The sequence below is a fragment of the uncultured Mailhella sp. genome, from assembly GCF_963931295.1.
GTDB lineage: Bacteria > Desulfobacterota > Desulfovibrionia > Desulfovibrionales > Desulfovibrionaceae > Mailhella.
In genome coordinates, this window is the sequence record NZ_OZ007001.1 from 754700 (window position 1) to 780354 (window position 25655).

A 25655-nucleotide genomic window follows, 5' to 3' on the forward strand; every position below is an offset into this window, starting at 1 on the left:
ACATTCGAGACGGCACGCCGGACAAAGACAGAGAATAAAAACAAGGCGGTCCGCCATGACGCTTCCGGAGCATATCCTTTATGTCGCCATTCTGCTTGTGGGACTCGCCGTCGTCTATCGTCTTTTCACCATTCCCATCAGACTCGGAACAACCAGAGGACTTTCCCCCAGGGCCATGCGGCGCATACGAATCTTCACATGGGGAGGACTGCTGACGGGCGTCCTGTGGCTTATCGCTCTTGTTCTCGCGCTGACCGGAGAATCCGACGCCGGAGAAGACACACGCCCGTAGCGCCGCCTTCCCCGAGTGCTCATGCAGCAGACATGTTTTTCCTCTGATCCATGCACAGCCAAACGAGCCCCGACCGCTCAGTTTTTCCCCGACAGCCTCCTTCCGCGCCTCTTTCCAGGCGGGCGGACGCCTCCTTCCGCCGATTGCGGGCGCTTGCGTCTTGCCATCCTTTTTTCTTGCCGGTACAACCGGAACCGGAGGAAACCATCATGATAGCCAAGGCCCGCGCCGACCAGCTCGTTTTTGAACAGGGACTCGCCGAAAGCAAGGAACAGGCCCGCCGCCTCATCATGGCGGGCAAGGTGGCCCTTGCGCCGGACGAAGCGCATCCCGAACGAAACCCGGAACTCGTGCAGAAACCGGGGCATCCCTACAAGATAACGACCCGCTTCCAGCTCGTGGGCGTGGAACGTTTCGTCAGCCGCGGCGCGTACAAGCTGCTCACCGCGCTGGAGCATTATCACATCGACGTCACGGGCTTTGTCTGTCTCGACGCGGGAGCCTCCACCGGCGGCTTTACCGACTGCCTGCTGCAGTACGGCGCAAGCCGCGTCTATGCCGTGGACGTGGGACACGCCCAGCTTCACGAACGCCTGCGGGCCGATCCGCGCGTGATTTCCCGCGAAGGGGTCAACCTGCGCACGGCTCCGGCGGAAACCGTGCCCGAGCCCGTGGACATGATCGTGGCCGACGTGTCGTTCATTTCGCTCACCATGGTGCTGCCGCACTGCCTGCGCTGGCTGAAGAGCGGCGGCATTGCCGTGGGACTCATCAAGCCGCAGTTTGAGGTGGGGCCTGGGCAGACCGTGAAGGGCGTGGTGCGCGATGAGGCCGTACGCCAGGACGCCGTGGACAAAGTGCTCGCCTTCATGCAGAATGAAGGATTGGAATGTCTCGGCGTCACGCCTGCAGCCATCAAGGGCCCCAAGGGAAATCAGGAATTTCTTGCCTACTGGCGCAAGACGGACGCCCCGGCACAGTAGCGACAGCTCAAGAGAGGAAATCATGATCGACCTTTCCACGCTGAATCCGAAGCGCATTCTGGTCTGTCAGCAGCGGCAGATCGGCGATGTTCTGCTGGCCTCGCCCGTGTTCGAGGTGCTGAAAAAACGCTTTCCGCAGGCCGAGCTGCACCTTTTCACCGAAAAGAAATGCGAACCGCTGCTGCGGCACAATCCTTTCATCGACGCCTTTCATCTCATCGACAAGAGCGGCGGATTTTTCCGTCAGCTGGCCTTCTACCGCCGCGTGGCAGCCTGCCGCTTCGATGTGGTCATTGATCTGCAGCAGCTTCCGCGCTGCCGCATGATGACGCTTCTGAGCGGCGCGCCCGTGCGTCTGTCCTTTCCGGCGTCGTTTCTTTCCCGGCTGCGCTACAACTGTCTGGTGAGACCGCAGGAAGGCTACGCCTCCCAGACCAAGGTTTCGCTGCTTGCGCCGTTCGGCATACGCTGGAGCGGCGAAGGGCCGCGCATCTATCTGACGAGCGAAGAGCGCGAGCAGGCAAAGAATCTGCTTGCCGCATGCGGTCTGCGGCCGGAACACACGCTCATTGCCGTGGACTCCACCCACCGCCGCGCCTCCAAGCGCTGGCCTGCGGAACGCTTTGCCGCCCTCATGCGCCTTCTGGCCGGAGAAAACGACGCCTTCCGCTTTCTGTTTCTGCGCGGCCCCGGCGAAGAAGAGGACATCGAACATCTGCGCGCCCTGGCGCTGGAATTCGGTCTGACCCCGGAAAAAATGCTGACTCCCGAACCGATTCCCGACATCCGCGTTTCGGCCGCCTGTCTTGCGCAGGCCCGTCTGCTCATAGGCAACTGTTCCTCGCCGCGTCACATGGCCGTGGCGCTCGGCGTGCCCAGCCTCGTCATTCCCGGGGCCTCGGGCACGGCGTGGAAATATCCCTCGCCCCTGCACCGGGAACTGCGGCCCGACCTGCCCTGTCAGCCCTGTTCCAAAACCGAATGCGACGACCCGCAATGTCTGCTGCGCGTCACGCCGGAGGAAGCGCTTTCCTCCGCGCTCGCGCTTCTTGATGATGCCGCGCATCAGCGCTGAAGACAGACGACATTGGACGCGCGTCGGCTCCTGAAATCGGCATGAACGCCGCCCGGTCCTTGCCTCGCGCTGATGCGCCGATCATACGTCAAAAAAGATGGATGCTCCCCAAAAGGAACATCCGTCTTATCGTACTTGCTGGTCAATTACCGTGCGGCGTTCTGCCCGGAGCCGGCCGAAGCCCCGGTTTCGGCTGTGGTTGCCGGGCTCTGCGCAGCCGCCGGAGCGGCAGTCGGAGCTTCCGCCGGATTCGCAGTCTTTTTTGTCGCAGCCGGAGACGTTGACGCCGAGGGAGCGGCAGAGGCTGCGGCAGGCGCCGTGTCGGACACGGCCGCAGAGGTGGCGGCAGACGCAGCGGACGGAGCGGCAGCGGGAGATGTTTCCGACGAAACAGGTGCTGCGGACGGAGCGGGAGTTTTCCCGGCGGCGGGCTTTTCCTGATGCGCGGCAGGTGCAGCGGTCGGCTCTGTCGCCGCAGGCTGCGCGGAATCCGCAGAACTTTGCGGCGAAGCGGTCGACGATTCAGCCCTTCCGGACGCCGACAACGGTTCGGCGGGAGCCTTCTGCGCGGCGGACGCGTTGCCGCTTCCCGACGTGGAATCGTTCTGCCCGGAGCCGGCCGGAGCCCCGGTTTCGGCTGTGGTTGCCGGGCTCTGCGCAGCCGCCGGAGCGGCAGTCGGAGCTTCCGCCGGATTCGCAGTCTTTTTTGTCGCAGCCGGAGACGTTGACGCCGAGGGAGCGGCAGAGGCTGCGGCAGACGCCGTGTCGGACACGGCCGCAGAGGTGGCGGCAGGCGCAGCAGACGGAGCGGGAGTTTTCCCGGCGGCGGGCTTTTTCTGCTGCGCGGCAGGGGCAGCGGTCGGCTCTGTCGCCGCAGGCTGCGCGGAATCCGCAGAACTTTGCGGCGAAGCGGTCGACGATTCAGCCCTTCCGGACGCCGACAACGGTTCGGCGGGAGCCTTCTGCGCGGCGGACGCAGGCGCGTTCCGGTTCAAACGGCCGGACACTTCGGGAAACGACGGCTTTCCGGCAGGCGACGAGGATTTCCCTGTGGCGGAAGAGGCAGAAGAAGGCGCATCGCTGCTCTTCCCGGCTTCGGCGGCCGCCTTGCGGGCGGAAGCAGATCCGACGGCGATCGCAGGGTTCGCCGCTTCCGGCGCGGCCGAAGGCGTGGTCGACGCGGGCGAGGCTGCATTTTCCGTTCCTGGTCCGGCGCTCTTCCCGGCTTCGGACGAAGCCGGGGCGCTCATGTCGCTTTCGCGATGATGAAGAATGTCGTCCGCGCGGCGGCTCATCTGTTCGGCCATGCGGCGGCACACGTCCGCGGCGGCCTGCATGGACTCCACGGAGCATCGACGGCGGCTCAGCCATTCCCCAAGAAACAGCAGCTCGGCCGAAGACAGCGCCTGCCCCTCGGCCTTGCGGCGGATGGCGTACACCATGTCGTTTCTGGCGCGCTCCTGCCTGTCGGCGTACATGCCCGCCACACGGGTGCTTTCGGCCATGCGGCGGCTCTGTATGGCGATTTCATCCCTGTCGCCGTGCTCGCGGGCCAGGGAAAGCGCCATGTAGGCCCGGGCAAAGCTCTCGTTGGCCTCGCTTTCATGTCCGGCTTCGCGGAGAATGGCCGCGGAAAGCGCAGGCAGATCGACCGCGGACGAAGCCTCCAGAGAAACGGCAAGACGACAGAACTTTTCGGCGTACACCTCGAACATGTCCGCCACCTGCGCGTCGGTCAGCGGAGTTCTCCGCGATGCACGGGCGGAGCGTTCCATTTCCTCAATAAAGGCAGGAGAATACATGCGATAAAGCGCTTCCAGCATGCCGGGCGTGAACACGTAGTTCAGAATACTGGAACGGCTTTTCAGCGGATCGCGCTCCACGCTGCGCAGCGTGCCGGAATTGCTGTACCTCGCATTCGCCTGCACCAGCGTGACCGCACTGCGGCCCCCGCGTCCCTCATGATGCGAAGGAATGTACTTCGACGCCAGCCATCCCGCCATGTCGCTCACGAAGCGGGGCGTCACCACGGAATCCCGATGTTCGGCCGCAGGCGCGGGAGCCTGATCCGTCACCTTGCCGGACGCGCTGTCGCCGTCGGGCGCGGCTGCGCCGTTCAAGGTCATGGCGCGGTCCACTCTGGCCAGAAGTTCGGCCTGCGGATCCACAGGCGCGGGGCGTCCCTCGGTCGTCAGCGCGGCTCCCACCTGCCGGGGCGAGTTTTCTTCTCCGGCGGCAGAAGAGACTTCGGCGGGCGTTCCGGCATCGCCGGTCTTTTCCGTCGTTTCTCCGGTCAGATGCCGAACCGCATTTCTGGCGGATTCCACCGTCGATTCCACCTTCTCCGGCAGAAAATACCATGCGGCGCCGCCAAGACAGCACAGAACCAGAACACACGCAGCCAGCTTGCGGAACGAACGGGATGATGAAGCCATGGGAGAGGCACTCCGTCTTGTCCGGAAGGCGCCCGGACAGCTGAGGATATTGCAAATTTACACACGACTCATTTTAGCGTATTCCTCTGTTCCTGTGAAGTGCGCCCCGCGCCTCCCCGACATCAGAAACATCGCCATCCTTCACGAGGTTTTTCCATGAAATGCCGCCGCTGCCATGCACGCGCCGTAGTCTCTCTTCCCAGCCACAACACCGCCTTCTGCCCCGACTGCTTTCTGGACTTCTTTTCCAAACAGGTGGACAGAGGCATTCGGGAACAGGGACTCATGACCAAAGACGACCGCGTGCTCGTGGCGCTTTCCGGCGGCAAGGACTCGCTCGCCCTCATGCTTGAACTCGGCCGTCAGGGCTACAACGTCACTGCTATGCACATCGATCTCGGCATTCCGGGCTCCTCGCCCGCGGCGCGCGGCGTGGTGGAGCGCTTCTGCAAAACATACGACTTTCCGCTCATCATCCGCGAAATGGCCGCCGAGGGCCTCGCCATTCCCGACGTGAAGGCCGCGCTGCGCCGTCCCGTGTGTTCCGCCTGCGGCAAGATCAAGCGCTACTACTTCAATCAGACCGCGCGCGAAGGCGGCTTCAACGTGCTGGCCACCGGCCACAATCTCGACGACGAAGTGGCAAGACTCACCAGCAACACCCTGCGCTGGGACCGCGCCTATCTCAGCGATCAGGGGCCGCTGCTCAGGGATTCCGACGGATTCACCCGGAAGGTCAAGCCGTTCTGGCGTCTCACCGAATTTGAAACGGCCAACTACGCCTTTCTCATGGGCATAGAAAACCATTACGCGCCCTGCCCCTACAGCGAAGGCGCGAGCTTCTCCACGCTGAAGAGCCTGTGGATAGACCTGGAAGAAAAAATGCCCGGCCGGAAAATGGATTTCTATCACGGCTTTCTGGAACGCGGGAAGCCTGCATTCCAGAGTCAGGAAGAGGAACACGGGCAGACGCTCGCGCCCTGCGCCCGCTGCGGCTATCCCACCTCCACCGAAGTGTGCGGCGTGTGCCGCATCCGCGAGGCGCTGGCCGCCAGGGATTAGCACGTCAGCACGCCTCGTCGGCACGCTTTTTGCCGAGGTCTGCGCCGCCGATATCTCCGGCCCGGGCCTCGGCGTTTATCCCGCGCCGCGCCCTTCCCCGAACGTCGCCTTCCTCTGCTCGCCGCCCCGGCTCCCCTGCGCTCCGCCCGCCGCATCGCCAAAATTCTTCTCTCTCCGCCCCGCCGGGCCTGCAAGAATACGACAGTCCGCGCAAGAAAAGGAAACTTGTCTTTTCCTGCAAAACGTCTATTATTTCTTACTAAGAAGAAAGGAAAATCCTGTCGCGCGCCGTGGCCCGCAAAAGACCGGCCTCCCGCCTTTCGCGCCCGCGCGCAGACGGACGAAACATCGAGGCGTCCGCCGTCTTCAAACGCATCTCAGGCATCCGTCCTTTCTTCCCTGAGGGCGCCGCGTCCGGCGTCTCCGACGCCACGCCCTCCCCGCCGGATCGGATGCTCCCGATTCAGGCGCGCCGCGCCTTGCTCACGGCGCATCCTGCCGACGGAACGTTCAAGCGAAAACCGCTCTAAGGAGACTTTCCATGAAGCGCAGGCTTCTTGTCGCCCTGATGGTCCTCAGTCTTTCCGGATGCGCCTACGACCCCTACGGGCCGGACGTGGCCGGCAGCGTGGCCGTAGGATCCGGCGGCGTGTATGGCGGCAGCGTCAGCGTCGGCACTGGCGGATACGCCGCGCCGGGCTACTACGGCACGTCGCTGATCTTCCCCGTGCTGCCTCCGCCCGTCATCGTTTCCCCGCCTCCGCCGAGACCCCACGGCGTGCTTCCTCCGCCCCCGCCGCACAGACCTCCGGCTCCGGGCATCGTTTCTCCCGGGCACAGGCCTCCGCCTCCCGGAATAAGACCCCCGGGTACAAGACCGCCAGGACTGCACCCCGGCGCGCCCGGTCCCAGACCACCCGTCGTCGGTCCGGGAAGACCGGGCCCCAGACCGCCCATGGTGCGCCCCGGAACTCCGGGAACACGCCCGCCCGTCATGCGGCCGGGCGCAGGCAGACCTCCCAGGCCCCAGATGACGCGCCCCGGCGCGCCCGGCGTGCGCCCGCCCATGGCCAGACCCGGCGCAGGGCGTCGTCCGCCCGCCATCCGTCCGGCAGGCGGCGGGGCGCGTCCCCCGATCATGCGTCCTTCCGGCGGCGTCTCCCGGCCCATGCCGGCAAGACCGACCGGCGCTCGTCCGGGCATGGGCTTTCCGAGAGGGCCTCGCCGCTGATTTCCCGGCCTTTCCGCGGCGCGCCGGCAACGCCGCCCGATAAAAAAATGTCCGTGGTCCCATTCCGGGATCACGGACATTTTTTGCGCCCTTCGCGCAGCAAATTCATGAACATCTCAACCCCGCCGATTCCGCGGCGTGTCGCACGGCATGTTGCCCGGGCAGCGCGGATTTCTTTCTCGCGGCGACCGCCATTCCGTGCCGCCTTCGCGGGCACGCAAGACTTTTCAGAAGTACGACGGACGTTTCCGCCCCGCGCGCCTTGCCGCAGGCAAGAGCCTCGCTACTTGTGGAAAAAGAACTTCATGCACCAGCAGAACACCGGCACCAGCAGAATGACCACGTACAGACGCGTCATCTGAAACGCCATGATCTTGGGCAGGTTTTCATTGGCGTCGGCCAGACCGATGACCGCGTTGAGGCCGCCCGGCGACGTGGCCAGAATGGAGCCGATGACGTCGATATCCGTCATATGACGCACCACAAAGGCCGCGCCGAGTCCGGCCGCGAGCAGAATGCAGGTGCTGAGTATCATGACGGGAATCTGATCCTTCATGCTGGCCAGCATGTCCAGCGAGAGCATGGAGCCCACGCATATGCCTATGCCGAGCTGCGCCGCGTTGTAGAACAGGGACGGCATCTGAATGTCGGCCAGCCCCAGCAGCTTCACGGCCATGCTTCCTACGACGGCGCCGAGCATGCAGCCGCCGGGAATGTGGAAGAACTTGAAAATGCAGCCTACCGTCGCTCCGGAAACAACCAGCATAATGATCTGATGATTCATGACATCCCTCGCCGTTTTTCTCTGCCCGGTATAGCTTGAACCTCCGCGCTTTGTAAACGTTGTTCCCTCCATCGCCGAAGCAGAAGAATCAGACGATTTTTTTCTGCAATATTCTGTTTTTTCCCGGATATCGACTCCTTATTTCAACGCTCGACGGCCGATACCGGCCTTGCTCCTGCACTTGTGAAAAACGTAATGAATCGTATAAAAAAATATTCAACAGTTCTCTTCCAAAGCAAAAGCCGTTCTACAGACGAAAAACGCCGCACGAAGAAAACGCCTTCCGCGCCTTCTCAAAAACATGCAGGAAATTTTTCTCCGGGCGAGGCGTTTTCACAAAATCATGGCCGCCCTGCAGAAAGGCGCAGGGTCCGACTGCCGCGTTGTCCCCCTGTTGCGCAGAAAAGCTCCGTCTCTGCGGAACATACGGACTTTTGCCAATGCTCGCTTCTGCAAAAATGCGGCCGCCCCCGCGCTTTCCCTTCGCCGTGTTCTGCCGCCTCCTCCCCGAGCCGGAAGCCGGCTTCGCCACCCGTCACTCACCCCCCCGCTCAGCGCCCCGCCTTTTTCCGAAGCGGGCAAGCTTCTCCGGAGCCTGCGCCGCGCCATTTCCGGAGCGCACAGGGGCTTCCGAGCCCGACGGCGCAAAAAAACAGCGTCTGCCCGCCTCCGCGCTCCCTTTTCAGGGCCGTTTGCGCCCGCAACATTTCGGCTCTTTACGAAGATTGCTTTTTTACCTACATATACCCGATAGTCTGAATATAAGGTTGACGACAGCCTGAAGATAGACCGTTTCCGGCGACCATTTACACCGCACCACCAAGGAGGCTTTGCCCTATGCCGCAGCTGATTTACGGAGTCTGGGACAATGTCGTGTACGACAACCGCGGAACCGCGGCTCCCACCGCTCCCGAAGACCTGCCGCTGGAACTTTTCGATCAGTTCAACGAGGGAAATCCCACGGAAATTTTCCTCAGCAACCGGGGGTTCCTGGTGTTTTCCCGCACGGCCAGCCTTGTCTGGGCGCTGTGGAAACACCATCAGCGCCTTGCCGCCGAATCCTGCGGCAAGTGCTCCCCCTGCCGTGCAGGCTCGCCCATTCTCGCTCAGGAGCTGGCAAAAGCCTGCCGCGGCGAACTCGTGCAGTGGGAGGAAGTGCGCGACATCACCGAACAGATGCACGAAACCGCGCTGTGCGGCGTGGGCCGCACCGGAACCACGCCCCTGCTCGACGCCCTCACCCATTTTCCCGACGAACTCCGTCCCTTCCCCCTTCACAGCGACGCGGGCTTCTATTCCGTGACCACGAGTCCGTGCATCGAAGCCTGTCCGAGTCACGTGAACGTGCCCCGCTACATCGACTACCTGCAGGACGGACACAACGATCTTGCCGCCGGCGTGGTGCTCAATCACTATCCGCTTGCCGGAAGCTGCGGCCGCGTGTGCGTGCGCTACTGCGAAAAGGCCTGCCGCCGCGGTCAGGTGGACGCCCCCGTGGACATCAAGAATCTCAAGCGCTTCGCCGCCGATGAAACCATCGTGCCCGGCATTCTGAAGCCCGAACCCTGCCCCACCACCAAGAACAAGCGCGTGGCGGTCATCGGCGCGGGGCCCGTGGGCGTGACGTGCGCCTATCAGCTTCTGGAAACGGGCTACCCCGTGGACATCTACGAAGCCCACGACAAGGCCGGCGGCATGGTGCGCTACGGCATTCCCTTCTACCGCCTGCCCAAGAACGTGCTCATGCAGGAAAACGAACTCGTCAAGGACATGGGCGGCATGTTCTTCTTCAATCAGAAGCTCGGCCGCGACTTCCACATCGACGATCTGTTCCGCCGCGGCTACAAGGCCGTGTTCATCGCCACGGGCTGCCCGCTCGGCGGCTACCTCGGCATGGAAGGCGAAGACACCAGCCTGCCCGCCTATGAAAACGGCATCGACTTTCTGGAAAAGGTGCACGACGCCCTCGAAAGCGGCGAAACCCCGACCCTCGACGGCGACGTGGTGGTCGTGGGCGGCGGCAACGTGGCCATGGACTGCTGCCGCTCCGCCGTGCGCATGACCCGCGGCAAGGTGCATCTCGTGTACCGCCGCACCGAATCCGACGCTCCGGCCGATCGCGAGGAAATCGTGGAAGCCGGCCGCGAAGGCGTGGAATTCCATTTTCTTTCCGGTCAGCAGTCGCTGGTGGTGGAAAACGGCAAAATCACGGGCCTGCGCTGCGTGAAGATGCAGCAGACCGAACCCGACGAAAGCGGCCGCCGCGGCGTCAAGCCCATTCCCGGTTCGGAATTCGTCATTCCCTGCGACTACGTCATTGCGGCCATCGGTCAGAAAAGCGATCCGGCCATGCTCACCGAGGCCGACGGCATCGCCCTCGACCGCAAGAACTGCATCATCGTGGACGCCTATCAGGCCACCTCGCGCCCCGGCGTGTTCGCGGGCGGCGACGGCACCACCGGTCCCCGCACCAAGGGCCCGAGCGTGCTCATCCACGGCATGGCGCAGGGGTCCATCGGCGCGCAGGCCATCGCCAGCTATCTGGAATACGACCGTCCGCCATTCCTCGCCCGCGAGCGCATCAGTCACATCATCCAGCAGGCGGGTCTGCTCGGCGACGATCCCGTCTGCGGTCAGGAAAAGAAGCCCCGCGTGAAGCTCAACGAGCTCCCCCCGGCCGAACGCGCACACAACTTCAAGGAAGTGGAACTCGGCATGTCGCAGGAGGAAGCCTGGCAGGAAGCCAGACGCTGCATGCGCTGCTATCGCATTCTGTCCGTGGTTACCCGCTCCCCCATCCCCGGCTTCAAGGCCTAACCGTTTATGAGAGAATCCGCCATGAACGCATCCATCAACGGACGTGACTACACTTTCGAGTCGGGAGAAACCATCCTTGAGGTGGCCCGGCGCAACAACATATTCATTCCCACCCTCTGCCATTTCCAGCCGCTCGATCACAAGCCCGGCACCTGCCGCGTGTGCCTTGTGGAGGCAACCGACAAAAACGGCCGCACCGAAATGGTCACCTCCTGCAACACTCCCATGGAAGAGGGCATGCGCGTGAACACCAGATCCGCCCGCGTGCGCAACATGCAGCGCCTGCAGGTGGAACTCGTGTTTGCCGATCACGATCAGGACTGCGCGGCCTGCGCCCGTCACGGCGACTGCGAGCTTCAGAATCTCGCCGAATACGTGGGTCTTTCCACCAACCGCTTCGCCCCGCGCCTTGCGCACGACCGCCCCTTCGACAACACCATGCACGGCATGGTGCGCGACATGACCAAGTGCATACGCTGCCTGCGCTGCGTGGAAGTGTGCCGCAAGGTGCAGGGCGTGGCCGCCCTCACCGTGGACGGCACCGGCATAGGCGCGCACATAGGCGTGGGCATGGCGCCCAGTCAGAACACCTCCGCCTGCATCCAGTGCGGCCAGTGCACCCTCGTGTGCCCCACGGGCGCGCTCGCCGAACGCGATGAAAACGACGAAGTGCTCGACTACCTCGCCAATCCCGAACTCACCACGGTGTTCGCCTTCGCGCCTTCGGTGCGCGTGGTGGTCGGCGAGGAATTCGGCCTCGCCCCCGGCGAAAACGTGGAAGGACGCCTCGTGGCCGCCCTGCGCCGCCTCGGCGCGGACATCGTCATCGACACCGACTTCGCCGCCGACGTCGTCATCATGGAAGAAGGCACGGAACTGCTCGGCCGCATCAGAAACGGAGGCAGGCTCCCCATGTTCACCTCCTGCTGCCCCGGCTGGGTGAACTATGCCGAAAAGCACTGTCCGGACATTCTGCCCTACGTGTCCACCACGCGTTCCCCGCAGGCCGTGTCGAGTTCGCTGGTCAAGAGCTACCTTTCCGAAAAGATGGGCGTTCCCGCGCGCAGAATACGCAACGTGTCCATCATGCCCTGCACGGCCAAAAAGGACGAGGCCGCCCGCGCCCAGCTCTACACCAGCAATCAGCCCGACACCGACGTGGTCATCACCGTGCGTGAACTCATCCAGCTGCTGCGCCGCAACGGCATCGATCTTGCCAAACTTGACCCCGAACCCTTCGACAACCCCTACATGAGCGATTCCACCGGCGCGGCCGTCATTTTCGGCACCACCGGCGGCGTGATGGAAGCCGCCGTGCGCACCGTGTACGCCGTGCTCAATCACAAGGAACTGCCCGGCGTGGACGTGGCTCCCGTGCGCGGCATGAAGGGCCTGCGCGAGGCCGACGTGGACCTCGGCAAGGAACACGGCGTCATCAAGGTGGCCGTGGCACACGGCCTTGCCAACGCGCGCATGCTCGTCGATCAGGCTCTTGCCGGCGAGTCGCCCTACACCTTCATTGAAGTCATGGCCTGCCCCGGCGGCTGCGTGGCCGGCGGCGGCACCTGCCGCGTGAAGAAGAACTATCATCCGCACTCCCGCGAACGTCAGCAGGGCCTGTACGCCATCGACAGCCACAAGCCCCGCCGGCAGTCGCACAACAATCCGCAGGTCGTCAAGCTCTATGAGGAATATCTCGGCGAGCCCAATTCCCACAAGGCGCACGAACTGCTGCACACACACTACACCGACCGCAGCAAGGTGCAGACGGAAAGCATTTCCGCCACCAAGAAAAAGCTGACGCTCACCGATCAGTCGGCCTAGCGGTCGCCGCATCCCGAACTCCCGGGAAAGCGAAAAGGCTCTTTCCCTGACAGAAAAAAGGGCGTCGGAGAAACATTTCTCCGCGCCCTTTTTCCTTTCACAAGGTTCAGGCTCATTCCGCCAGGCCGGATACGCCGTGCGGAACGCCTTCCATGCGGCCCTAGAGAGAATTGCCGGTATCGTAGCCCTGTGTCGTCGCGTCGAGCACGCGCCCCACCTTCAGCGCATCGCCGACGATTCTGACCTGAAAACCTGCGCCCGCAAGCTCTTCCGCAAGACCGTTGCAGGGCCTGGACCCCGTGGCTATGACCACGGTATCGGCCGCGTATTCATGCATCAGACTGTTCTTGTCCAGAGCCCTTACGCCTTCAGACGTGATTTCAAGCACCCGCATCTGCGTAAGGAGTTCGACCCTGCGGAATTCCAGCATGCGCAAAAGCTTGGTGCGCGGCCCGATGGCCTCTTCCGGCGCAATTTCGTCCCTCATTTCCAGAACCGTGACATGCCGCATCATCTGAGCCAGAAAATGCGCCGTTTCCACGCCCACCTGACCGCCGCCTATGACGACGCAGTTTCTGCCGGGAAACACCCGTCCCAAAAGCACGTCCAGCGCCGTCACCACAGCCGGTCCGTCCACGCCGGGAATGGGCGGAACCGCAGGAACCGCCCCCGTGGCCAGCACCACGACATCCGGAGCTTCCTGCTTCATGAGATCCACACTGGCCTCGGTGCGATACCGTATGTCGATGCCGAGCTTCGCGCACTGCGTCTTCTGCCAGGCAATGAAATCCGCAAGCTCGCCCTTGTAGGGAGGAATGGCCGCGGCATAAAACTGGCCGCCTGCCCGGTCGCTTTTTTCATAAACGGTCACGTCGTGTCCGGCCTCCTTTGCGGTCATGGCCGCGTAGAGACCCGCAGGACCCGCGCCGACTACGGCCACCTTGCGGGGAAGCTCCGCCTTCTTTACGCCGCCCTCGTATTCCCGACCGAGCGTGGGATTGAGAGCGCAGCGTATGGGCCTGTCGCCGAAGAGCGTGCCTATGCAGCCGTCGTTGCAGGCGATGCAGCGGCGTATGTCCTCGAACCGTCCTTCCATGGCCTTGCGGGGAAGATGCGGATCGGCAAGAGAAGCCCGTCCCATGGCCACGAAATCCGCCTTGCCCTGACGAAGCAGACTGTCTGCAAGAAACGGATCGTTGATGCGCGAAACCGTGGTCACGGGAATACGGGCGACGGACTTCACTTCCTTCGCCCAGTCCGAAGTCCACGCATGCGGCACCGAGGCCGGCGCGATGTTGTCGTCCACGGACAGATAGTTGCCCACGGAAACATGAATCATGTCCAGTCCCGCCGCTTCCAGCAGGGGAACCAGCGCCTTGATGTCCTCCAGTTCCAGTCCGCCTTCCACGCACTCCCGCCCGGAAACGCGCATGTCGATGATGAAGTCCTCTCCGCAGGCCTTCCTTACGGCGCGAATGATCTCCAGAGCAAAACGCGCCCGGTTCAGAAAGCTTCCGCCGTATTCGTCCGTGCGCTTGTTGGTGTACGGAGAAAGAAATTCACATACCAGGTAGCCGTGAGCCCCGTGAATCTGCACGCCGTCGAAACCGCACTTCTTTGCCCGCAGCGCCGTTTCGGCATAACGGTTCACCAGATCATGAATCTCGTCCACGGTCAGTTCCCTGGGCACATCCGTGCCGAAGGGACAGGCTATGGGAGAAGGGGCCACCGGCGCCTGACCGATGACTGCCCTGTTCGTCTGCCTGCCGCAGTGATAGATCTGCGCCAGAATCACGGCGCCGTAGGCATGCACGCGGGCGGGCAGCTCGGCATGACTTTCCATCTGTTCGTCGTTCCACAGACCGGCCACATGGCTGAATCCGCGCCCCTTCGGATCTATGCCGTAATCCTCGGTTATGATGAGTCCCCAGCCACCCTTCGCCTTTTCCTCATGATAGGCTATGTAACGCTCCGTGGCCTTTCCGTCGCCGGTGCAGAAGTCCGTCACCATGGGCGGCACGACAAGTCTGTTCCTGATGGTCTTGCCCCTGATGGTCATGGGCCTGAAAATTGCGTCGAGCATCTTTGTTTCCTTGTGTCGATCGTTGAACGTTGCAGGCGTGCGGCTCCATGCGCCGCCGAAACATCTCAGCGGCGCGCTCGTCCTCTATTCCTTGATGGCAGCCCTGATTTCTTCGGCAAGCTTCTTCATGTTGTCGGGAAGAGTGTCATACATGGCCCTGCTCTTATCCATCCAGCGCTGCTTTTCCTCAGCGGAGAGGCGATACACCTTGCCGCCGTAGTCTTCGACAATGCTTCTCAGCGTTTCCGCATTCTGCTTTTCATATTCGGCAGTCAGTATGGAATGATAGGCCTGCACGCTTTCCTCCACTATGGCTCTGTCTTCTTCGGGCAGCTTGTCGAGCCACTTCTGATTGGTCAGCATGACCCAGCAGCAGGGAACATGATCGGAAAGCGTCACGTTCTTGGCCACGTCGATGAAATGCCAGGCAATGATGCTGGGATATTCGGTGTCCGTTCCGGCAATGACGCCCTGCTGAAGACCGGTGATGATTTCCGTCGGCGCCATGGGAGTGGGACTCAGACCAAGGGACTGCACGGCCGCCATGTGCCATCTGGAAGCCGTCGTGCGGATCTTGAGCCCCTTTGCATCTTCAAGCGTGGCGATGGGCACGGTGGAGCATATGGCACGGTAGGAGCTCAGCCAGAAATCCAGCACCTTGAGCCCGCGACTTTCTATCTTGCCGAACAGGCGCTGCCCCACGGGACTTTTGAAGACCTTGTCGATATCCTTGCTTTCAGGCAGAAGATACGGCAGATCGAACACGCCGAGTTCGGGATTGAACTGGGAGAAGTTGGCCAGACTTTCCGTGGCAAAATGAAGCGTGCCGAACTGTATGCCCTGAATGACCGTGTCGGCATTCCCCAGAGAGCCGCCGGTAAAGACATCCACGCGGTATTTTCCGTGACTCTTTTCCTCAAGCGTCTTTTTGAAGCCTTCGCGGAACGCCACCACGGACGGATCGCCTTCCGGCTGAAGAATGGAGGCCTTGAGAACGACGGGACCGGCTTCTGCCGAAACGGCCCCCGCCAGAGGAAGCATGGCTGCCAGACATACGACGGAGAAAATTTTCTTCATGGTTTCCATAACGTACCTCCTTGTAACGATCAGATGAGGGCCAAAGCCAGCCAGGGCACATACGCCACCACGAAGGCGGATATGATCATGGCGAACACAAAGGGCAGAATTTCCCGCGCCAGGGTGATCACGGGCACGTCGCTTATGCTGCTGCCCACGAAAAGGTTGGTTCCCATTGGCGGCGTGAGCAGTCCTATGCAGGTGCAGATGATCATGACCACGCCGAAATGGACGGGATTCAGACCATAGCTCGTCACCACGGGCACAAGCAGAGGCGTAAGAATAAGAATGATGGCCGTCGCTTCGAGAAAGGTTCCTATGAACAGGAAAAACACGATCATGATGGCCAGAAAGACCTGCGGATTCGTGGTCAGTCCCCTCATGCCGGCAATGAGGCTTTCCTGAATGTTGAGGTAGAGCATGAGAATGCCGAGAGCATTGGCCGTGATGAGGATGAGAAAGAACATGCCCAGCGTGTTGAGAGTCCTGCACAGGATGGCCCTGCATTTTCCCAGCGTCAGGGAACGGGAGAAAAGCTCGACGATGAACGCATAGAACACGGCCAGCACGCCGGCTTCCGTAGGAGTGACGAAGCCGCCGTAAATGCCGCCGAGAACGATGATCGGCACGCCGAGGGGAGCTGCGGCTCGCTTGAGCGCCTGAAGCCGTTCCGCCCAGCTTGCGCGGGGCAGAATCTCGCCGTAGTGCTTGCGGCGGATGATGATATCGGCGGCAACCATCAGACTGCCCGCCACGACAAAGCCCGGAAGAATGCCCGCAAGGAACATGTCCGACACGGACACTCCCCCAAAAGAGCCGTACAGAATGAAGGCGATGGACGGCGGAATGATGTTGGCCAGACAGCCGCTCGCGCAGTTGATGGCCGTGGAGAACTTGCGGGGATAATGGTCCTTTTCCATGGCGGGAATCATCATTCCGCCCACGGCCGCCACGGCCGCGGCCGCGGAGCCGCAAAGCGCGCCGTAGAAAAGAGACGTGATGATGGAAATATGCGCCATGCCTCCGCGAAGATGTCCGCATGTGGCGCGGCAGAGCCCGAGCAGCTTGTCGGCCAGAGTGCCCTGGGCCATGATTTCCGCCGACAGCAGAAAGAAGGGCACGGCCATGATGGGAAACGAATCGAAATTGTTGAAAAGCCTCTGCGTAAAGAGGATGAAGGGCATGTCTCCCGCCCAAAGTCCGGCAAGCACGCCGAATCCTATGGCCACGCCCAGAGGCACGCTCAGAAACACGAGTCCAAGAGAAACCACTGCCGTAATGACGACCGGATCCATGACTATCCCCTTTGCTGTCCGGCGGCACCGGCATGATGATTGAAGAGAAGATTCCAGAGATTCCTCACCGCCTGTATGAGGGTGAGCGCGCAGCCCAGGGGAATGCCTGTCCACACTATCCATACGGGCAGGGGAATGGAAACGGCCATCTGCTCCATGTCGCGCACCTTGACGGCAAGATCGCAGCTGAGAAAGATGCAGACGGCGAAAAAGACGATGTTCAGCAGCATGCACATCACATCGACATACCGGCCTGCGGATTTGCTTATGAATGTCTGGAGCAGCGTAATTCTGAGGTGCTGGTCGCCTTTCATGCACATGCTTATGGCAAAATAGGTCGCCCAGATGAAGGAAAAGCGGGCAACTTCCTCGGGCCAGGCCAGAGCGTTGTGAAAGGCATACCGGAAAACTATCTGGACAAGGATGACCACACACATGACGCACAGGAAAAACATTCCCACATAGTCCGTCACGTCATCCACAAGGTTCAGTAACGATTTTTTCATTCTGTCTTCTCCGATGAGATGGGCTTGTTGCGGAAACCGTCTTCACGGGGACTCGGGCGGGGCCGGATGACCGGCCCCGCCGGACAGAACTACTTGAAGTCGTTGAAGTCCAGACGAAGCGCCCGGGCTATGTTGTCGCACATGATCTGGGAGAGAAGTTCCTGCTTCACGCCCATCTTGTACCAGAGTTCAAGGGCGTCCTTCATGGGAATGAAGGGATAGGAGGTGCCGAACACGAACTGACGGGAAATCAGACAGTTCGCCGCTTCAATGTAGCGGGAACAGAACGGAGTGTTGCAAAGATACATGTCCGCGCTGAGATACAGATTCGGACGACGATACGCACAGAATATGGTGGCGTCGACATAGGGAGCTCCGGCATGAATGTCGATGACCGTCAGCCTGGGAAAATCGGCAAGCATCTTGTCCAGCCGTTCCGGACTGTTGTAGGAGATGTCCGGTCCGATGACGCCCCCCTGCTGCAGAAAGACGGGAATTTCCTTTTCCTGCAGAAAATCATACAGAGGATACACGCGCTTGTCGTCGTAATACATGGGAATGGCGCCGTTGGTCGGCTCCAGATTGACCGCACGGATGGGACCGTTGACCACGTACTTGTCGATCATGGCCATGGACTTTTCCATTTCGCAGGGATTCACGGCGATGGCGCCGTAAATGCGCTTGGGATTCTCCGTCTGAACGCGAACCACCTCTTCAGGGGATACGATGGGATCAGGACCGCTGCCCCAGCGGGCGGGCGCGCAGGCGATGTCGATGCCGGCTTCATCCATTTCCTGCCAGTACAGCTCCATGGATTCCTGCTTGACGGATTCCGCCTTCGGCACGCCGAAGCCCTTGTGCATCTCCCGCGTGAAGTCGGCAAGATTGATGGTGGAGGCAAGGTATTCCTTGGTGGCAGGACGATTTCGAGCGTCAATGATCATGAAAACTCTCCTGAGGATAAAGGTTGGAATACTTCCGTCCCGAAAGGGAGACGGGCCATGAGAAATAAATAATTAAAGCCTGTGGGCGCGTCTAATTTTTCTTTTTTTTCGTTTGATAAATTTTTTTTATTTCAGCGCGGCAATCGTTATAAAAAAATTAATGCAGTCAATATGTTGCATATAACAATGACGTCTGTGCGACGTTTGATGCACGTCCGAAAAACTTTTCAGGCCGTCCACAGAAAACACCTCTTCTTTCCTCTTCTGAAAAAAACGAGTATGAAGAATAAAAAAAACATGTTGCAGACATTATTCCGACAAATGGAAAAATGCTGCACAGATTTGTGATTTAATTGACAATAAACACGCTTCCGAACGCATATTGCAGAGAAGGCTCATGGACATTCGACTGATCAATTCGTTTCTGGTGCTGTCGGAAATGCTGCACTTCGGACGAGCGGCGAAATTTCTTAATATGACGCAGCCGGCTCTCAGCAATCAGATAGCCCTTCTTGAACGGGATCTCGGCGGCCCCCTCTTCGACAGAAGCGGCAGACAGATAGAACTGACCGAAGCGGGCAGAATATTTCAGAAGGAAGCTCGAAAGCTTCTCTCCGACGCCGAAGATCTGCGCTTTCGCCTGCAAAGTCTTCTCAACGGCAAGGAAGGCGTGCTTTCCGTAGGATACGGCGACGTTACGGAAATAAAACGTCTGGCACGCGCCTTCCTGAGAATGCAGACGGACTTCCCCAACATCCGCCTGAGGGTGCAGGAACTCATTCCCGGAGAAACCGTGGAAGGCGTGCAGAGCGGAAAGCTGGACATAGCCATCATCACCGGCACTGCGGACTCCCTTTTTCCGCCGGATCTGACGGGCGTTCCCATCATGACCGGGCCCGTCAAGCTGGCCATCCCCTCCCACCATCCGCTGGCCTCGGCAAAACGCATAACGCCGAACGCACTGCGCCGCTGCAACTTCATCATGCGCAGCAAGGACGAAACCGATGAAACCGCCGACATGAAACTGGCGCTGGACCAGTGGTGGGACAATTATTTCGGCGATAAAAAGCCCAACATCATCTTCTGGGTACGCCGCCGTTCCACGGCCTTCTGGCTGGTGGGCGCGGGTCTTGGCATATCTCTGCTGCCTCATCCGTGCGAACTCATCCCTGCCATCGCTCCAGACCTGTACACGGCCGTGACCAATGTCACGTTCCGTACGCTGCCGGAGCTCGACATTCAGTCCTGCACCTATATCGTCATGCGCAAAAACCGCTGCAACGCGGCGTTGAACAATTTCATGCAGTGCGTGCAGAAAACGTTCAATACCCGCGAAAACTGAGGAAGCGCCGCCGCCCATGTCGGGCAGCCCCGGCTCTGCCCGCCGTCTGCGCATGAACATGAAAAGGGCCGCCCTTTCCGGGGCGGCCCTTCCTCTTTACCGCGCTGCGTTTCCGCAGCTGGCCGAAAACGCAAGCTTTTCCTGCCCAAAAGCGCCGCAGCTAGCGGGCAAGATTCTGCAACGCGTCTCCGGCTATTCTGTACACCGTCCAGTCCTTCATAGGCTCCGCGCCAAGGGAAAGATAAAAGTCGATGCTCGGCCTGTTCCAGTCGAGGCACCACCATTCCAGACGGCCGCAGCCGCGTTCCACGGCCAGGGCGGCGAGCTTCTCCAAAAGCGCCTTTCCGCAGCCTCTGCCGCGGCATTCCGGCCGGACGTACAGATCTTCCAGATAGATGCCCGCCCTGCCGAGAAACGTGGAAAAATTATGGAAGAACAGGGCAAAGCCGACTTCCCTGCCGTTTTCAAGGGCAAAGAGGACTTCCGCCTTCTTCCGGTCAAAAATCCATTCTTCCAAAGTCGCCTCATCCGCGACAACTTCGTGCCGCAGATGTTCATACTCTGCCAGTTCCCTGATGAACTGCAAAATAAGAGCGATATCCTTTCGTTCCGCAAATCTGAAACCAAATTCCGTCATGCATCTCCTCCCTGCCCGTGCGGGGCAGATTCTGTTCTAACGCAATTTTTCCGCCGGGGACACCTCTCAGCCCGATGCCTCCGTGCGCCGCGCCTGCATATCTCCGCCGCGCCGTGACAGTTCAGATTCCCCAAGGCCGCCGTCGCCTTCCTCCGGTTCCGTCCGCCTTCCTTTCTTCTCGCCGTGCTCCGACCGGCCGCATCCTTTCGTTCCTCGCCGCCGTGCTCAAGCTCTCCTTCGGCAAGAGCTCTCCCCCGCGGCTCCCCTTTCCCCGCCTCCCGTCTCTTCGCCCTGCCTTTTCCTTCCCCGCCTCTCTCGCGCATTCCCTTGGCTCCGCCCGCCTTCTGCTCCCTGCGCCTCTTCCTTTTTCCCTCTCCCTTATCCCCTCGCCCCTGCCTCGCACGCTCCTGATTCGTGCCCCGGCCGACGGACGCGCTCCGTCTTTGCCCAGCTTCCGGAACGCTTCCGTTCCAGGCCTGCATTCCAGGCTCACATTCCTGTTCCACTCGTGAAAAAATACGCTTTTCCGGCGAAATCATAAACTTTTTTTCCGGCATTCGCCCGCCTCCCCTTGACCTCGTTCCGCCGCCGTGCTACCTTTTTTCTGAATTAAAAAACAGCGAAGGCTGTTTTCCCAAAGCGCATAGAGATCCGGCATGACTTGGTTGAAGAAACCGGGAGAGATCACCCTCACTGGGTGGAGCCGAAGGGGCCGCAAGAACTCTCAGGCAAAAGGACCGGTTTTGGACAAACTCTGGAAAGCAGGCATGCACCCATGAGGCAATCCGCGCGGCGGAGAATCTTTCAGGTTGGTAACAGAGGCACAGAGGACGAAGCAATTCGTCTGCTGTGCCTCTTTTTTTATTTTCTTTTTTCGCAGGAGAAGGTTCCATGGAACTCAAAACCCCACTTTACGACGTACACGTCGCGGAAGGCGGAAAGATCGTCCCCTTTGCGGGCTATCTTCTGCCCGTGCAGTACCCGACAGGCGTCATCAAGGAACACATGGCCGTGCGTCAGGCGGCCGGCCTGTTCGACGTCTCCCACATGGGAGAAGTGCTCTTCACCGGCCCCACGGCCCTGAAAACCCTGAACCACCTGCTCACCAACGACTTCACCAGCATGCCCGTGGGCAAGGTGCGCTACAGCGTCATGTGCAATGACAAGGGCGGCGTCATCGACGACCTCGTCGTGTACAAGTTCTCCGACGAAGAATATCTCGTCGTGGTCAACGCCGCCAACCGGCACAAGGACTACGCCCACATGGCCGCCAATCTTCTGCCCGGCACCAGGGCCGAAGACATTTCCGACTCCGTGGCCCAGCTCGCCCTTCAGGGCCCTGCCGCGCCCGCCATCCTCAAGAAGCTGGTTCCCGAGGACAAACTGCCGCAGAAGTACTACACCGCCGTGCGCGACGTGGACATCGCCGGCATGAAGTGCATGGTGTCCCGCACGGGCTACACCGGCGAGCTCGGCTACGAAATCTACACCGCGCCCGAAAACGCCGTGAAGCTCTGGAAGACCCTGCGCGAGGCCGGCGGGGAATTCGGCCTCATTCCCTGCGGACTCGGCGCGCGCGACACCCTGCGCCTTGAAGCCGCCATGCCCCTGTACGGCCACGAAATGGACGAAACCATTTCGCCCCTCGAAGCCGGTCTCGACTTCGGCGTGAAGCTGAACAAGGAAGAATTCATCGGCAAGGACGCCCTCGTGGCCGCAGGCGCGCCCGCCCGCGTGCGCGTGGGCCTCGAAGTCACCGGCCGCGGCATTGCCCGCGAGCATCAGCCCGTGTTCATCGGCGACACGCAGATCGGCATGACCACCTCCGGCACCCACTGCCCCGCCGTGGGCAAGGCTCTCGCCATGGCCCTCGTGGACGTCGCCCACAGCGCCCCCGGCACCGAAGTCGAGGTGGACGTGCGCGGCCGCAGGGTCAGTGCGGTCATCGTGCCCCTGCCCTTCTATCACCGCTAGCCGGCAGGCCTTTCTCTCCCCGCAGAGCCGCCGAAAAAGCGCGGCCTGCGCAACCTTCTTCGTTGAACCTTCTATCGTCTCTTTGGAGGATGCCATGTCTCACATTCCCGCCGAACTCAGATACTCCGCGTCTCATGAATGGATCAAGAACGAAGACGGTCTTTCCGTCATCGGCCTCACCGACTTCGCCCAGAGCTCCCTCGGCGACATCGTGTTCATCGATCTGCCCCAGGAAGGCGACGCCGTCACCGTGGGCGACTCCTTTGCCGACGTGGAATCCGTGAAGGCCGTGTCCGGCGTGTTCAGCCCTGTGACCGGCACCGTGGCCGCCGTGAACAGCGAACTCATCGACAACCCCGCCCTGCTCAACGAAAAGCCCTACGAAGCCTGGCTCATCAAGGTTTCCGACGTGACCGCCGTCGGCGATCTGCTGGACGCCGCCGCCTACGAGGCCGTGTGCAAGAACGAGGAGGCCTAGGCATGGGCAGCTACATTCCCGCCACGTCGGAAGAACGCCAGGCCATGCTCGCAAGCCTCGGCCTGCATTCCACCGACGAACTTTTCGCCTCCGTCCCGCCGGAAGTGCGCCTGCACTCGCTGAACCTGCCCGACGGCCTGAGCGAGATGGAAGTCTCGCGCAAGGTGCGCGACATGGCGGATAAAAATGTCCGCTTCCGCAGCATCTTCCGGGGCGCGGGCGCGTATCGCCACTACATTCCCGCCGTCGTGAAAACCGTGACCTCCCGCGAGGAATTCGTCACGGCCTACACGCCCTATCAGGCGGAAATCAGTCAGGGCGTGCTCCAGTCCATCTTTGAATACCAGACCCAGATCTGCGAACTCACCGGCATGGACGTGTCCAACGCCTCGGTCTACGACGGCGCCGTCGCCGCGGCCGAAGCCGTGCTCATGTGCCTGGATCGCCGCAGACACGGCGTCGTGCTCGCCGGCGCCGTCGATCCGCAGACCATCGCCGCCGTGCAGACCTACTGCGAAAGCCGCAGCGTGCCCGTCACCGTGCTGCCCGTGAAGAACGGCGCCACCGATCCCGCCGATCTCGCCGCCGCCCTTTCCGAAAGCACGGCCTGCGCCCTCGTGCAGAGCCCCAACTACTTCGGCGTGCTCGAAGACATGGACGCCCTTGTCGCCGCCACCCACAACGCCGGCGCAAAAATGGTCATGAGCGCGAATCCCATTTCCCTCGGCATCCTGAAAACGCCCGGCGAATACGGCGCGGACATCACCGTGGGCGAAGGACAGCCCCTCGGCATGCCCCTCGGATTCGGCGGCCCGTACCTCGGATTCATGGCCTGCCGCAAGGAACTCATGCGGCACCTTCCCGGCCGCATCGTGGGCGAAACCGTGGATCACGAAGGCCGCCGCTGCTTCGTGCTCACCCTCCAGGCCCGCGAACAGCACATCCGCCGCGAAAAGGCCTCATCCAACATCTGCTCCAACGAAGCGCTCTGCGCCATGACCGCCTCGGTGTACCTCGCGGCCATGGGTCCGAAGGGCCTCGCCCGCGTGGCCGAAAACTGCGCCGCCCATGCGCACTATCTGGCTGCAAAGCTGGCCGAAATTCCCGGCTTCTCCCTGCGCTGCGAAGGCAGGGAATTCTTCCACGAATTTCTCACGAACTGCCCCGTGGATCCGGAAGTGCTCTGCGCCAGGCTCGCCGAAAAGGGCATTCTCGGCGGCCTGCCCGTGGACGGCGGCCTGCTCTGGTGCTGCACCGAACTTTGCAGCAAAAACGACATGGATGAACTCGTCACCGCCATCCGGGAGGTGTGCGCATAATGAAACTCCTCTTTGAAAGAAGCCGTCCCGGCCGCTGCGAAACCCTCATTCCCGCCTGCGACGTGCCCGCAGTCGAATTTTCTTCGTCCGCGCTGCGCGCCTCGGCTCCCCGTCTGCCCGAAATCTCGGAAATCGACCTCGGCAGACACTACACCGAGCTCGCTTCCCAGACCCACGGCGTGAACAAGGGCTTCTATCCCCTGGGCTCCTGCACCATGAAGTACAATCCCCGGGTGAACGAGGAAATGGCCTCGCTCCCCGGCTTTACGGACATCCATCCGCTCCAGCCCGCCGACACCGCCCAGGGCTGCCTTGAGGTGCTCTATAAGACCGAACGCCTGCTCTGCGAAATCACCGGCATGGACGGCATGACCTTCCAGCCCGCCGCGGGCGCGCACGGCGAATACACCGGTCTGCTGCTCATCCGCCGCTATCATCAGTCGAGAAACGACGCGGCCCGCACCAAGATCATCGTGCCCGACTCCGCTCACGGAACCAATCCCGCCTCGGCCACCATGGCGGGCTTCACCGTGGTTTCCGTACCCTCCAACGCCGAGGGCGGCGTGGACCTCGAAGCCCTCAGAAAGGCCGTCGGCCCCGATACCGCAGGCCTCATGCTCACCAATCCCAACACGGTGGGCCTCTTCGATCCCAACATTCTCGAAATCACGCGCATCGTGCATGAGGCGGGCGGCCTCTGCTACTACGACGGCGCCAACCTCAACGCCGTCATGGGTCACGCCCGTCCCGGCGACATGGGCTTCGACTGCGTTCACCTCAACCTGCACAAAACCTTCTCCACCCCGCACGGCGGCGGCGGTCCCGGCAGCGGCCCCGTGGGCTGCAAGGCCTTCCTCGAGGCCTTCCTGCCCACCCCCCGCGTGCGCGAAGAAAACGGCCGCTACAGCTTCTTCACCCCCGAACACAGCATGGGCCGCGTGCGCAGCTTCTACGGCAACTTCCTTGTCGTGGTGCGCGCCCTGACCTACATCCTCACGCTGGGCAGGGAAGGCATTCCCGAAGCCTCGGCCATGGCCGTGCTCAACGCCAACTACCTCATGAAGAAGCTCGCCGGCCACTACGACATGGCCTACGACACCCTCTGCATGCACGAATTCGTCATGACGCTCGAAAAGCTGAAGAACGAAACCGGCATCTCCGCCATGGACGTCGCCAAATCGCTGCTCGATTACGGCATCCATCCGCCGACCATGTACTTCCCCCTCATCGTCCACGAGGCCCTCATGGTCGAACCTACCGAAACCGAAAGTCCCGAAACCCTCGACAACGCGGCCGACGCCCTCCTCGCCATCCTTGAGAAGGCCAAAACCGACCCCGACTACCTCCACGCCGCGCCTCACCACTGCCCCATCGGCCGCCCCGACGAAGTCCGCGCCGCACGCACCCCCGTGCTCCGCTACAACTTTGAATAAAAGGCAGGAAAGACAGAAAAAGACAGGAAAGGCATGCGGGGGGAATAATTCCCCCCGCGCCCCC

Annotated in this window: 20 protein-coding genes and 1 riboswitch; of the genes, 12 read left to right on the forward strand and 8 right to left on the reverse strand. The window is 61.5% G+C overall.

Annotated elements, in window-relative coordinates:
* Positions 1-55 precede the first annotated feature (55 nt).
* From ABGT79_RS02970 to ABGT79_RS02980, 3 genes are all read left to right on the forward strand, one after another.
* The gene (locus ABGT79_RS02970) at positions 56-292 is read left to right on the forward strand and encodes a hypothetical protein (RefSeq protein WP_346664945.1); all 237 of its coding nucleotides are present in this window, start codon (positions 56-58) and stop codon (positions 290-292) included.
* Positions 293-501: 209 nt separating this feature from the next.
* Positions 502-1275 carry a TlyA family RNA methyltransferase gene (locus ABGT79_RS02975; protein WP_346664946.1) on the forward strand — a complete coding sequence of 258 codons (774 nt, stop codon included), beginning with the start codon at positions 502-504 and terminating at the stop codon, positions 1273-1275.
* A 22-nt stretch (positions 1276-1297) separates the two neighbouring features.
* The gene (locus tag ABGT79_RS02980) at positions 1298-2350 is read left to right on the forward strand and encodes a glycosyltransferase family 9 protein (RefSeq protein WP_346664947.1); all 1053 of its coding nucleotides are present in this window, start codon (positions 1298-1300) and stop codon (positions 2348-2350) included.
* A 146-nt stretch (positions 2351-2496) separates the two neighbouring features.
* Here the strand turns inward: ABGT79_RS02980 and ABGT79_RS02985 are convergent, their stop codons facing one another.
* Positions 2497-4785 (reverse strand): hypothetical protein, encoded by a 2289-nt coding sequence (locus ABGT79_RS02985; protein ID WP_346664948.1) that lies wholly within the window; start codon positions 4783-4785, stop codon positions 2497-2499.
* A 156-nt stretch (positions 4786-4941) separates the two neighbouring features.
* Between ABGT79_RS02985 and ABGT79_RS02990 the strand changes: the two genes are divergently transcribed.
* The gene (locus tag ABGT79_RS02990; RefSeq protein WP_346664949.1) at positions 4942-5847 is read left to right on the forward strand and encodes a TIGR00269 family protein; all 906 of its coding nucleotides are present in this window, start codon (positions 4942-4944) and stop codon (positions 5845-5847) included.
* 541 nt (positions 5848-6388) lie between these two features.
* Complete coding sequence (locus tag ABGT79_RS02995; RefSeq protein ID WP_346664950.1) at positions 6389-7078, forward strand: hypothetical protein; 690 nt, start codon at positions 6389-6391, stop codon at positions 7076-7078.
* Between the two features lie 283 nt (positions 7079-7361).
* Here the strand turns inward: ABGT79_RS02995 and ABGT79_RS03000 are convergent, their stop codons facing one another.
* Complete coding sequence (locus tag ABGT79_RS03000; RefSeq protein WP_346664951.1) at positions 7362-7934, reverse strand: AbrB family transcriptional regulator; 573 nt, start codon at positions 7932-7934, stop codon at positions 7362-7364.
* A 765-nt stretch (positions 7935-8699) separates the two neighbouring features.
* Here ABGT79_RS03000 and ABGT79_RS03005 point away from each other — a divergent pair.
* Both ABGT79_RS03005 and ABGT79_RS03010 read left to right on the forward strand, forming a co-directional pair.
* Positions 8700-10679: an FAD-dependent oxidoreductase gene (locus tag ABGT79_RS03005; protein ID WP_346664952.1), complete on the forward strand. Its 1980-nt coding sequence runs from the start codon at positions 8700-8702 to the stop codon at positions 10677-10679.
* 21 nt (positions 10680-10700) lie between these two features.
* Positions 10701-12503 carry a [FeFe] hydrogenase, group A gene (locus tag ABGT79_RS03010; RefSeq protein ID WP_346664953.1) on the forward strand — a complete coding sequence of 601 codons (1803 nt, stop codon included), beginning with the start codon at positions 10701-10703 and terminating at the stop codon, positions 12501-12503.
* Between the two features lie 160 nt (positions 12504-12663).
* Here the strand turns inward: ABGT79_RS03010 and ABGT79_RS03015 are convergent, their stop codons facing one another.
* The 5 genes from ABGT79_RS03015 to ABGT79_RS03035 all read right to left on the reverse strand — a co-directional run bounded on the left by ABGT79_RS03015 (position 12664) and on the right by ABGT79_RS03035 (position 18408).
* On the reverse strand, positions 12664-14586 hold the full coding sequence (locus ABGT79_RS03015; RefSeq protein ID WP_346664954.1) for an FAD-dependent oxidoreductase: 1923 nt from the start codon (positions 14584-14586) through the stop codon (positions 12664-12666).
* Positions 14587-14670: 84 nt separating this feature from the next.
* Positions 14671-15672: a TRAP transporter substrate-binding protein gene (locus tag ABGT79_RS03020; protein WP_346664955.1), complete on the reverse strand. Its 1002-nt coding sequence runs from the start codon at positions 15670-15672 to the stop codon at positions 14671-14673.
* Positions 15673-15692: 20 nt separating this feature from the next.
* Positions 15693-16958 carry a TRAP transporter large permease gene (locus ABGT79_RS03025; RefSeq protein ID WP_346664956.1) on the reverse strand — a complete coding sequence of 422 codons (1266 nt, stop codon included), beginning with the start codon at positions 16956-16958 and terminating at the stop codon, positions 15693-15695.
* A 2-nt stretch (positions 16959-16960) separates the two neighbouring features.
* A complete protein-coding gene (locus tag ABGT79_RS03030; protein WP_346664957.1) occupies positions 16961-17464 on the reverse strand; it encodes a TRAP transporter small permease in 504 nt (167 codons plus the stop codon).
* A gap of 89 nt (positions 17465-17553) precedes the next feature.
* Positions 17554-18408, reverse strand: a complete 855-nt coding sequence (locus tag ABGT79_RS03035) for an amidohydrolase family protein (protein ID WP_346664958.1) — start codon at positions 18406-18408, stop codon at positions 17554-17556.
* Positions 18409-18805: 397 nt separating this feature from the next.
* On the opposite strand from ABGT79_RS03035, the gene ABGT79_RS03040 reads away from it, so the two are divergent.
* A complete protein-coding gene (locus tag ABGT79_RS03040; RefSeq protein ID WP_346664959.1) occupies positions 18806-19750 on the forward strand; it encodes a LysR substrate-binding domain-containing protein in 945 nt (314 codons plus the stop codon).
* 160 nt (positions 19751-19910) lie between these two features.
* Here the strand turns inward: ABGT79_RS03040 and ABGT79_RS03045 are convergent, their stop codons facing one another.
* On the reverse strand, positions 19911-20387 hold the full coding sequence (locus ABGT79_RS03045) for a GNAT family N-acetyltransferase (RefSeq protein WP_346664960.1): 477 nt from the start codon (positions 20385-20387) through the stop codon (positions 19911-19913).
* A gap of 665 nt (positions 20388-21052) precedes the next feature.
* Positions 21053-21137: riboswitch (glycine riboswitch) on the forward strand.
* Between the two features lie 141 nt (positions 21138-21278).
* Between ABGT79_RS03045 and gcvT the strand changes: the two genes are divergently transcribed.
* The 4 genes from gcvT (at position 21279) to gcvPB (ending at position 25591) form a co-directional block, all read left to right on the forward strand.
* On the forward strand, positions 21279-22361 hold the full coding sequence (gene gcvT, locus ABGT79_RS03050) for a glycine cleavage system aminomethyltransferase GcvT (RefSeq protein WP_346664961.1): 1083 nt from the start codon (positions 21279-21281) through the stop codon (positions 22359-22361).
* A gap of 94 nt (positions 22362-22455) precedes the next feature.
* Positions 22456-22839 carry a glycine cleavage system protein GcvH gene (gcvH, locus tag ABGT79_RS03055; RefSeq protein ID WP_294489140.1) on the forward strand — a complete coding sequence of 128 codons (384 nt, stop codon included), beginning with the start codon at positions 22456-22458 and terminating at the stop codon, positions 22837-22839.
* Positions 22840-22841: 2 nt separating this feature from the next.
* Positions 22842-24158: an aminomethyl-transferring glycine dehydrogenase subunit GcvPA gene (gene gcvPA / locus ABGT79_RS03060; RefSeq protein WP_346664962.1), complete on the forward strand. Its 1317-nt coding sequence runs from the start codon at positions 22842-22844 to the stop codon at positions 24156-24158.
* Entirely contained in the window at positions 24158-25591 is a 1434-nt protein-coding gene (gcvPB, locus tag ABGT79_RS03065) for an aminomethyl-transferring glycine dehydrogenase subunit GcvPB (RefSeq protein WP_346664963.1), read from the forward strand. Before gcvPA ends, gcvPB begins: the two co-directional genes overlap by 1 nt.
* Positions 25592-25655 lie beyond the last annotated feature (64 nt).

Coding starts and splice junctions, on each gene's coding strand:
- gcvPA (WP_346664962.1), top strand. CDS start 22,842: ATGGGCAGCTACATTCCCGCCACGTCGGAAGAACGCCAGGCCATGCTC.
- ABGT79_RS03045 (WP_346664960.1), bottom strand. CDS start 20,387: ATGACGGAATTTGGTTTCAGATTTGCGGAACGAAAGGATATCGCTCTT.
- ABGT79_RS03010 (WP_346664953.1), top strand. CDS start 10,701: ATGAACGCATCCATCAACGGACGTGACTACACTTTCGAGTCGGGAGAA.
- ABGT79_RS03025 (WP_346664956.1), bottom strand. CDS start 16,958: ATGGATCCGGTCGTCATTACGGCAGTGGTTTCTCTTGGACTCGTGTTT.
- ABGT79_RS03005 (WP_346664952.1), top strand. CDS start 8,700: ATGCCGCAGCTGATTTACGGAGTCTGGGACAATGTCGTGTACGACAAC.
- ABGT79_RS02975 (WP_346664946.1), top strand. CDS start 502: ATGATAGCCAAGGCCCGCGCCGACCAGCTCGTTTTTGAACAGGGACTC.
- ABGT79_RS02970 (WP_346664945.1), top strand. CDS start 56: ATGACGCTTCCGGAGCATATCCTTTATGTCGCCATTCTGCTTGTGGGA.
- ABGT79_RS03035 (WP_346664958.1), bottom strand. CDS start 18,408: ATGATCATTGACGCTCGAAATCGTCCTGCCACCAAGGAATACCTTGCC.
- ABGT79_RS02995 (WP_346664950.1), top strand. CDS start 6,389: ATGAAGCGCAGGCTTCTTGTCGCCCTGATGGTCCTCAGTCTTTCCGGA.
- ABGT79_RS03020 (WP_346664955.1), bottom strand. CDS start 15,672: ATGGAAACCATGAAGAAAATTTTCTCCGTCGTATGTCTGGCAGCCATG.
- gcvT (WP_346664961.1), top strand. CDS start 21,279: ATGGAACTCAAAACCCCACTTTACGACGTACACGTCGCGGAAGGCGGA.
- ABGT79_RS02990 (WP_346664949.1), top strand. CDS start 4,942: ATGAAATGCCGCCGCTGCCATGCACGCGCCGTAGTCTCTCTTCCCAGC.
- ABGT79_RS02985 (WP_346664948.1), bottom strand. CDS start 4,785: ATGGCTTCATCATCCCGTTCGTTCCGCAAGCTGGCTGCGTGTGTTCTG.
- gcvPB (WP_346664963.1), top strand. CDS start 24,158: ATGAAACTCCTCTTTGAAAGAAGCCGTCCCGGCCGCTGCGAAACCCTC.
- ABGT79_RS03040 (WP_346664959.1), top strand. CDS start 18,806: ATGGACATTCGACTGATCAATTCGTTTCTGGTGCTGTCGGAAATGCTG.
- ABGT79_RS03030 (WP_346664957.1), bottom strand. CDS start 17,464: ATGAAAAAATCGTTACTGAACCTTGTGGATGACGTGACGGACTATGTG.
- ABGT79_RS03015 (WP_346664954.1), bottom strand. CDS start 14,586: ATGCTCGACGCAATTTTCAGGCCCATGACCATCAGGGGCAAGACCATC.
- ABGT79_RS02980 (WP_346664947.1), top strand. CDS start 1,298: ATGATCGACCTTTCCACGCTGAATCCGAAGCGCATTCTGGTCTGTCAG.
- ABGT79_RS03000 (WP_346664951.1), bottom strand. CDS start 7,934: ATGGAGGGAACAACGTTTACAAAGCGCGGAGGTTCAAGCTATACCGGG.
- gcvH (WP_294489140.1), top strand. CDS start 22,456: ATGTCTCACATTCCCGCCGAACTCAGATACTCCGCGTCTCATGAATGG.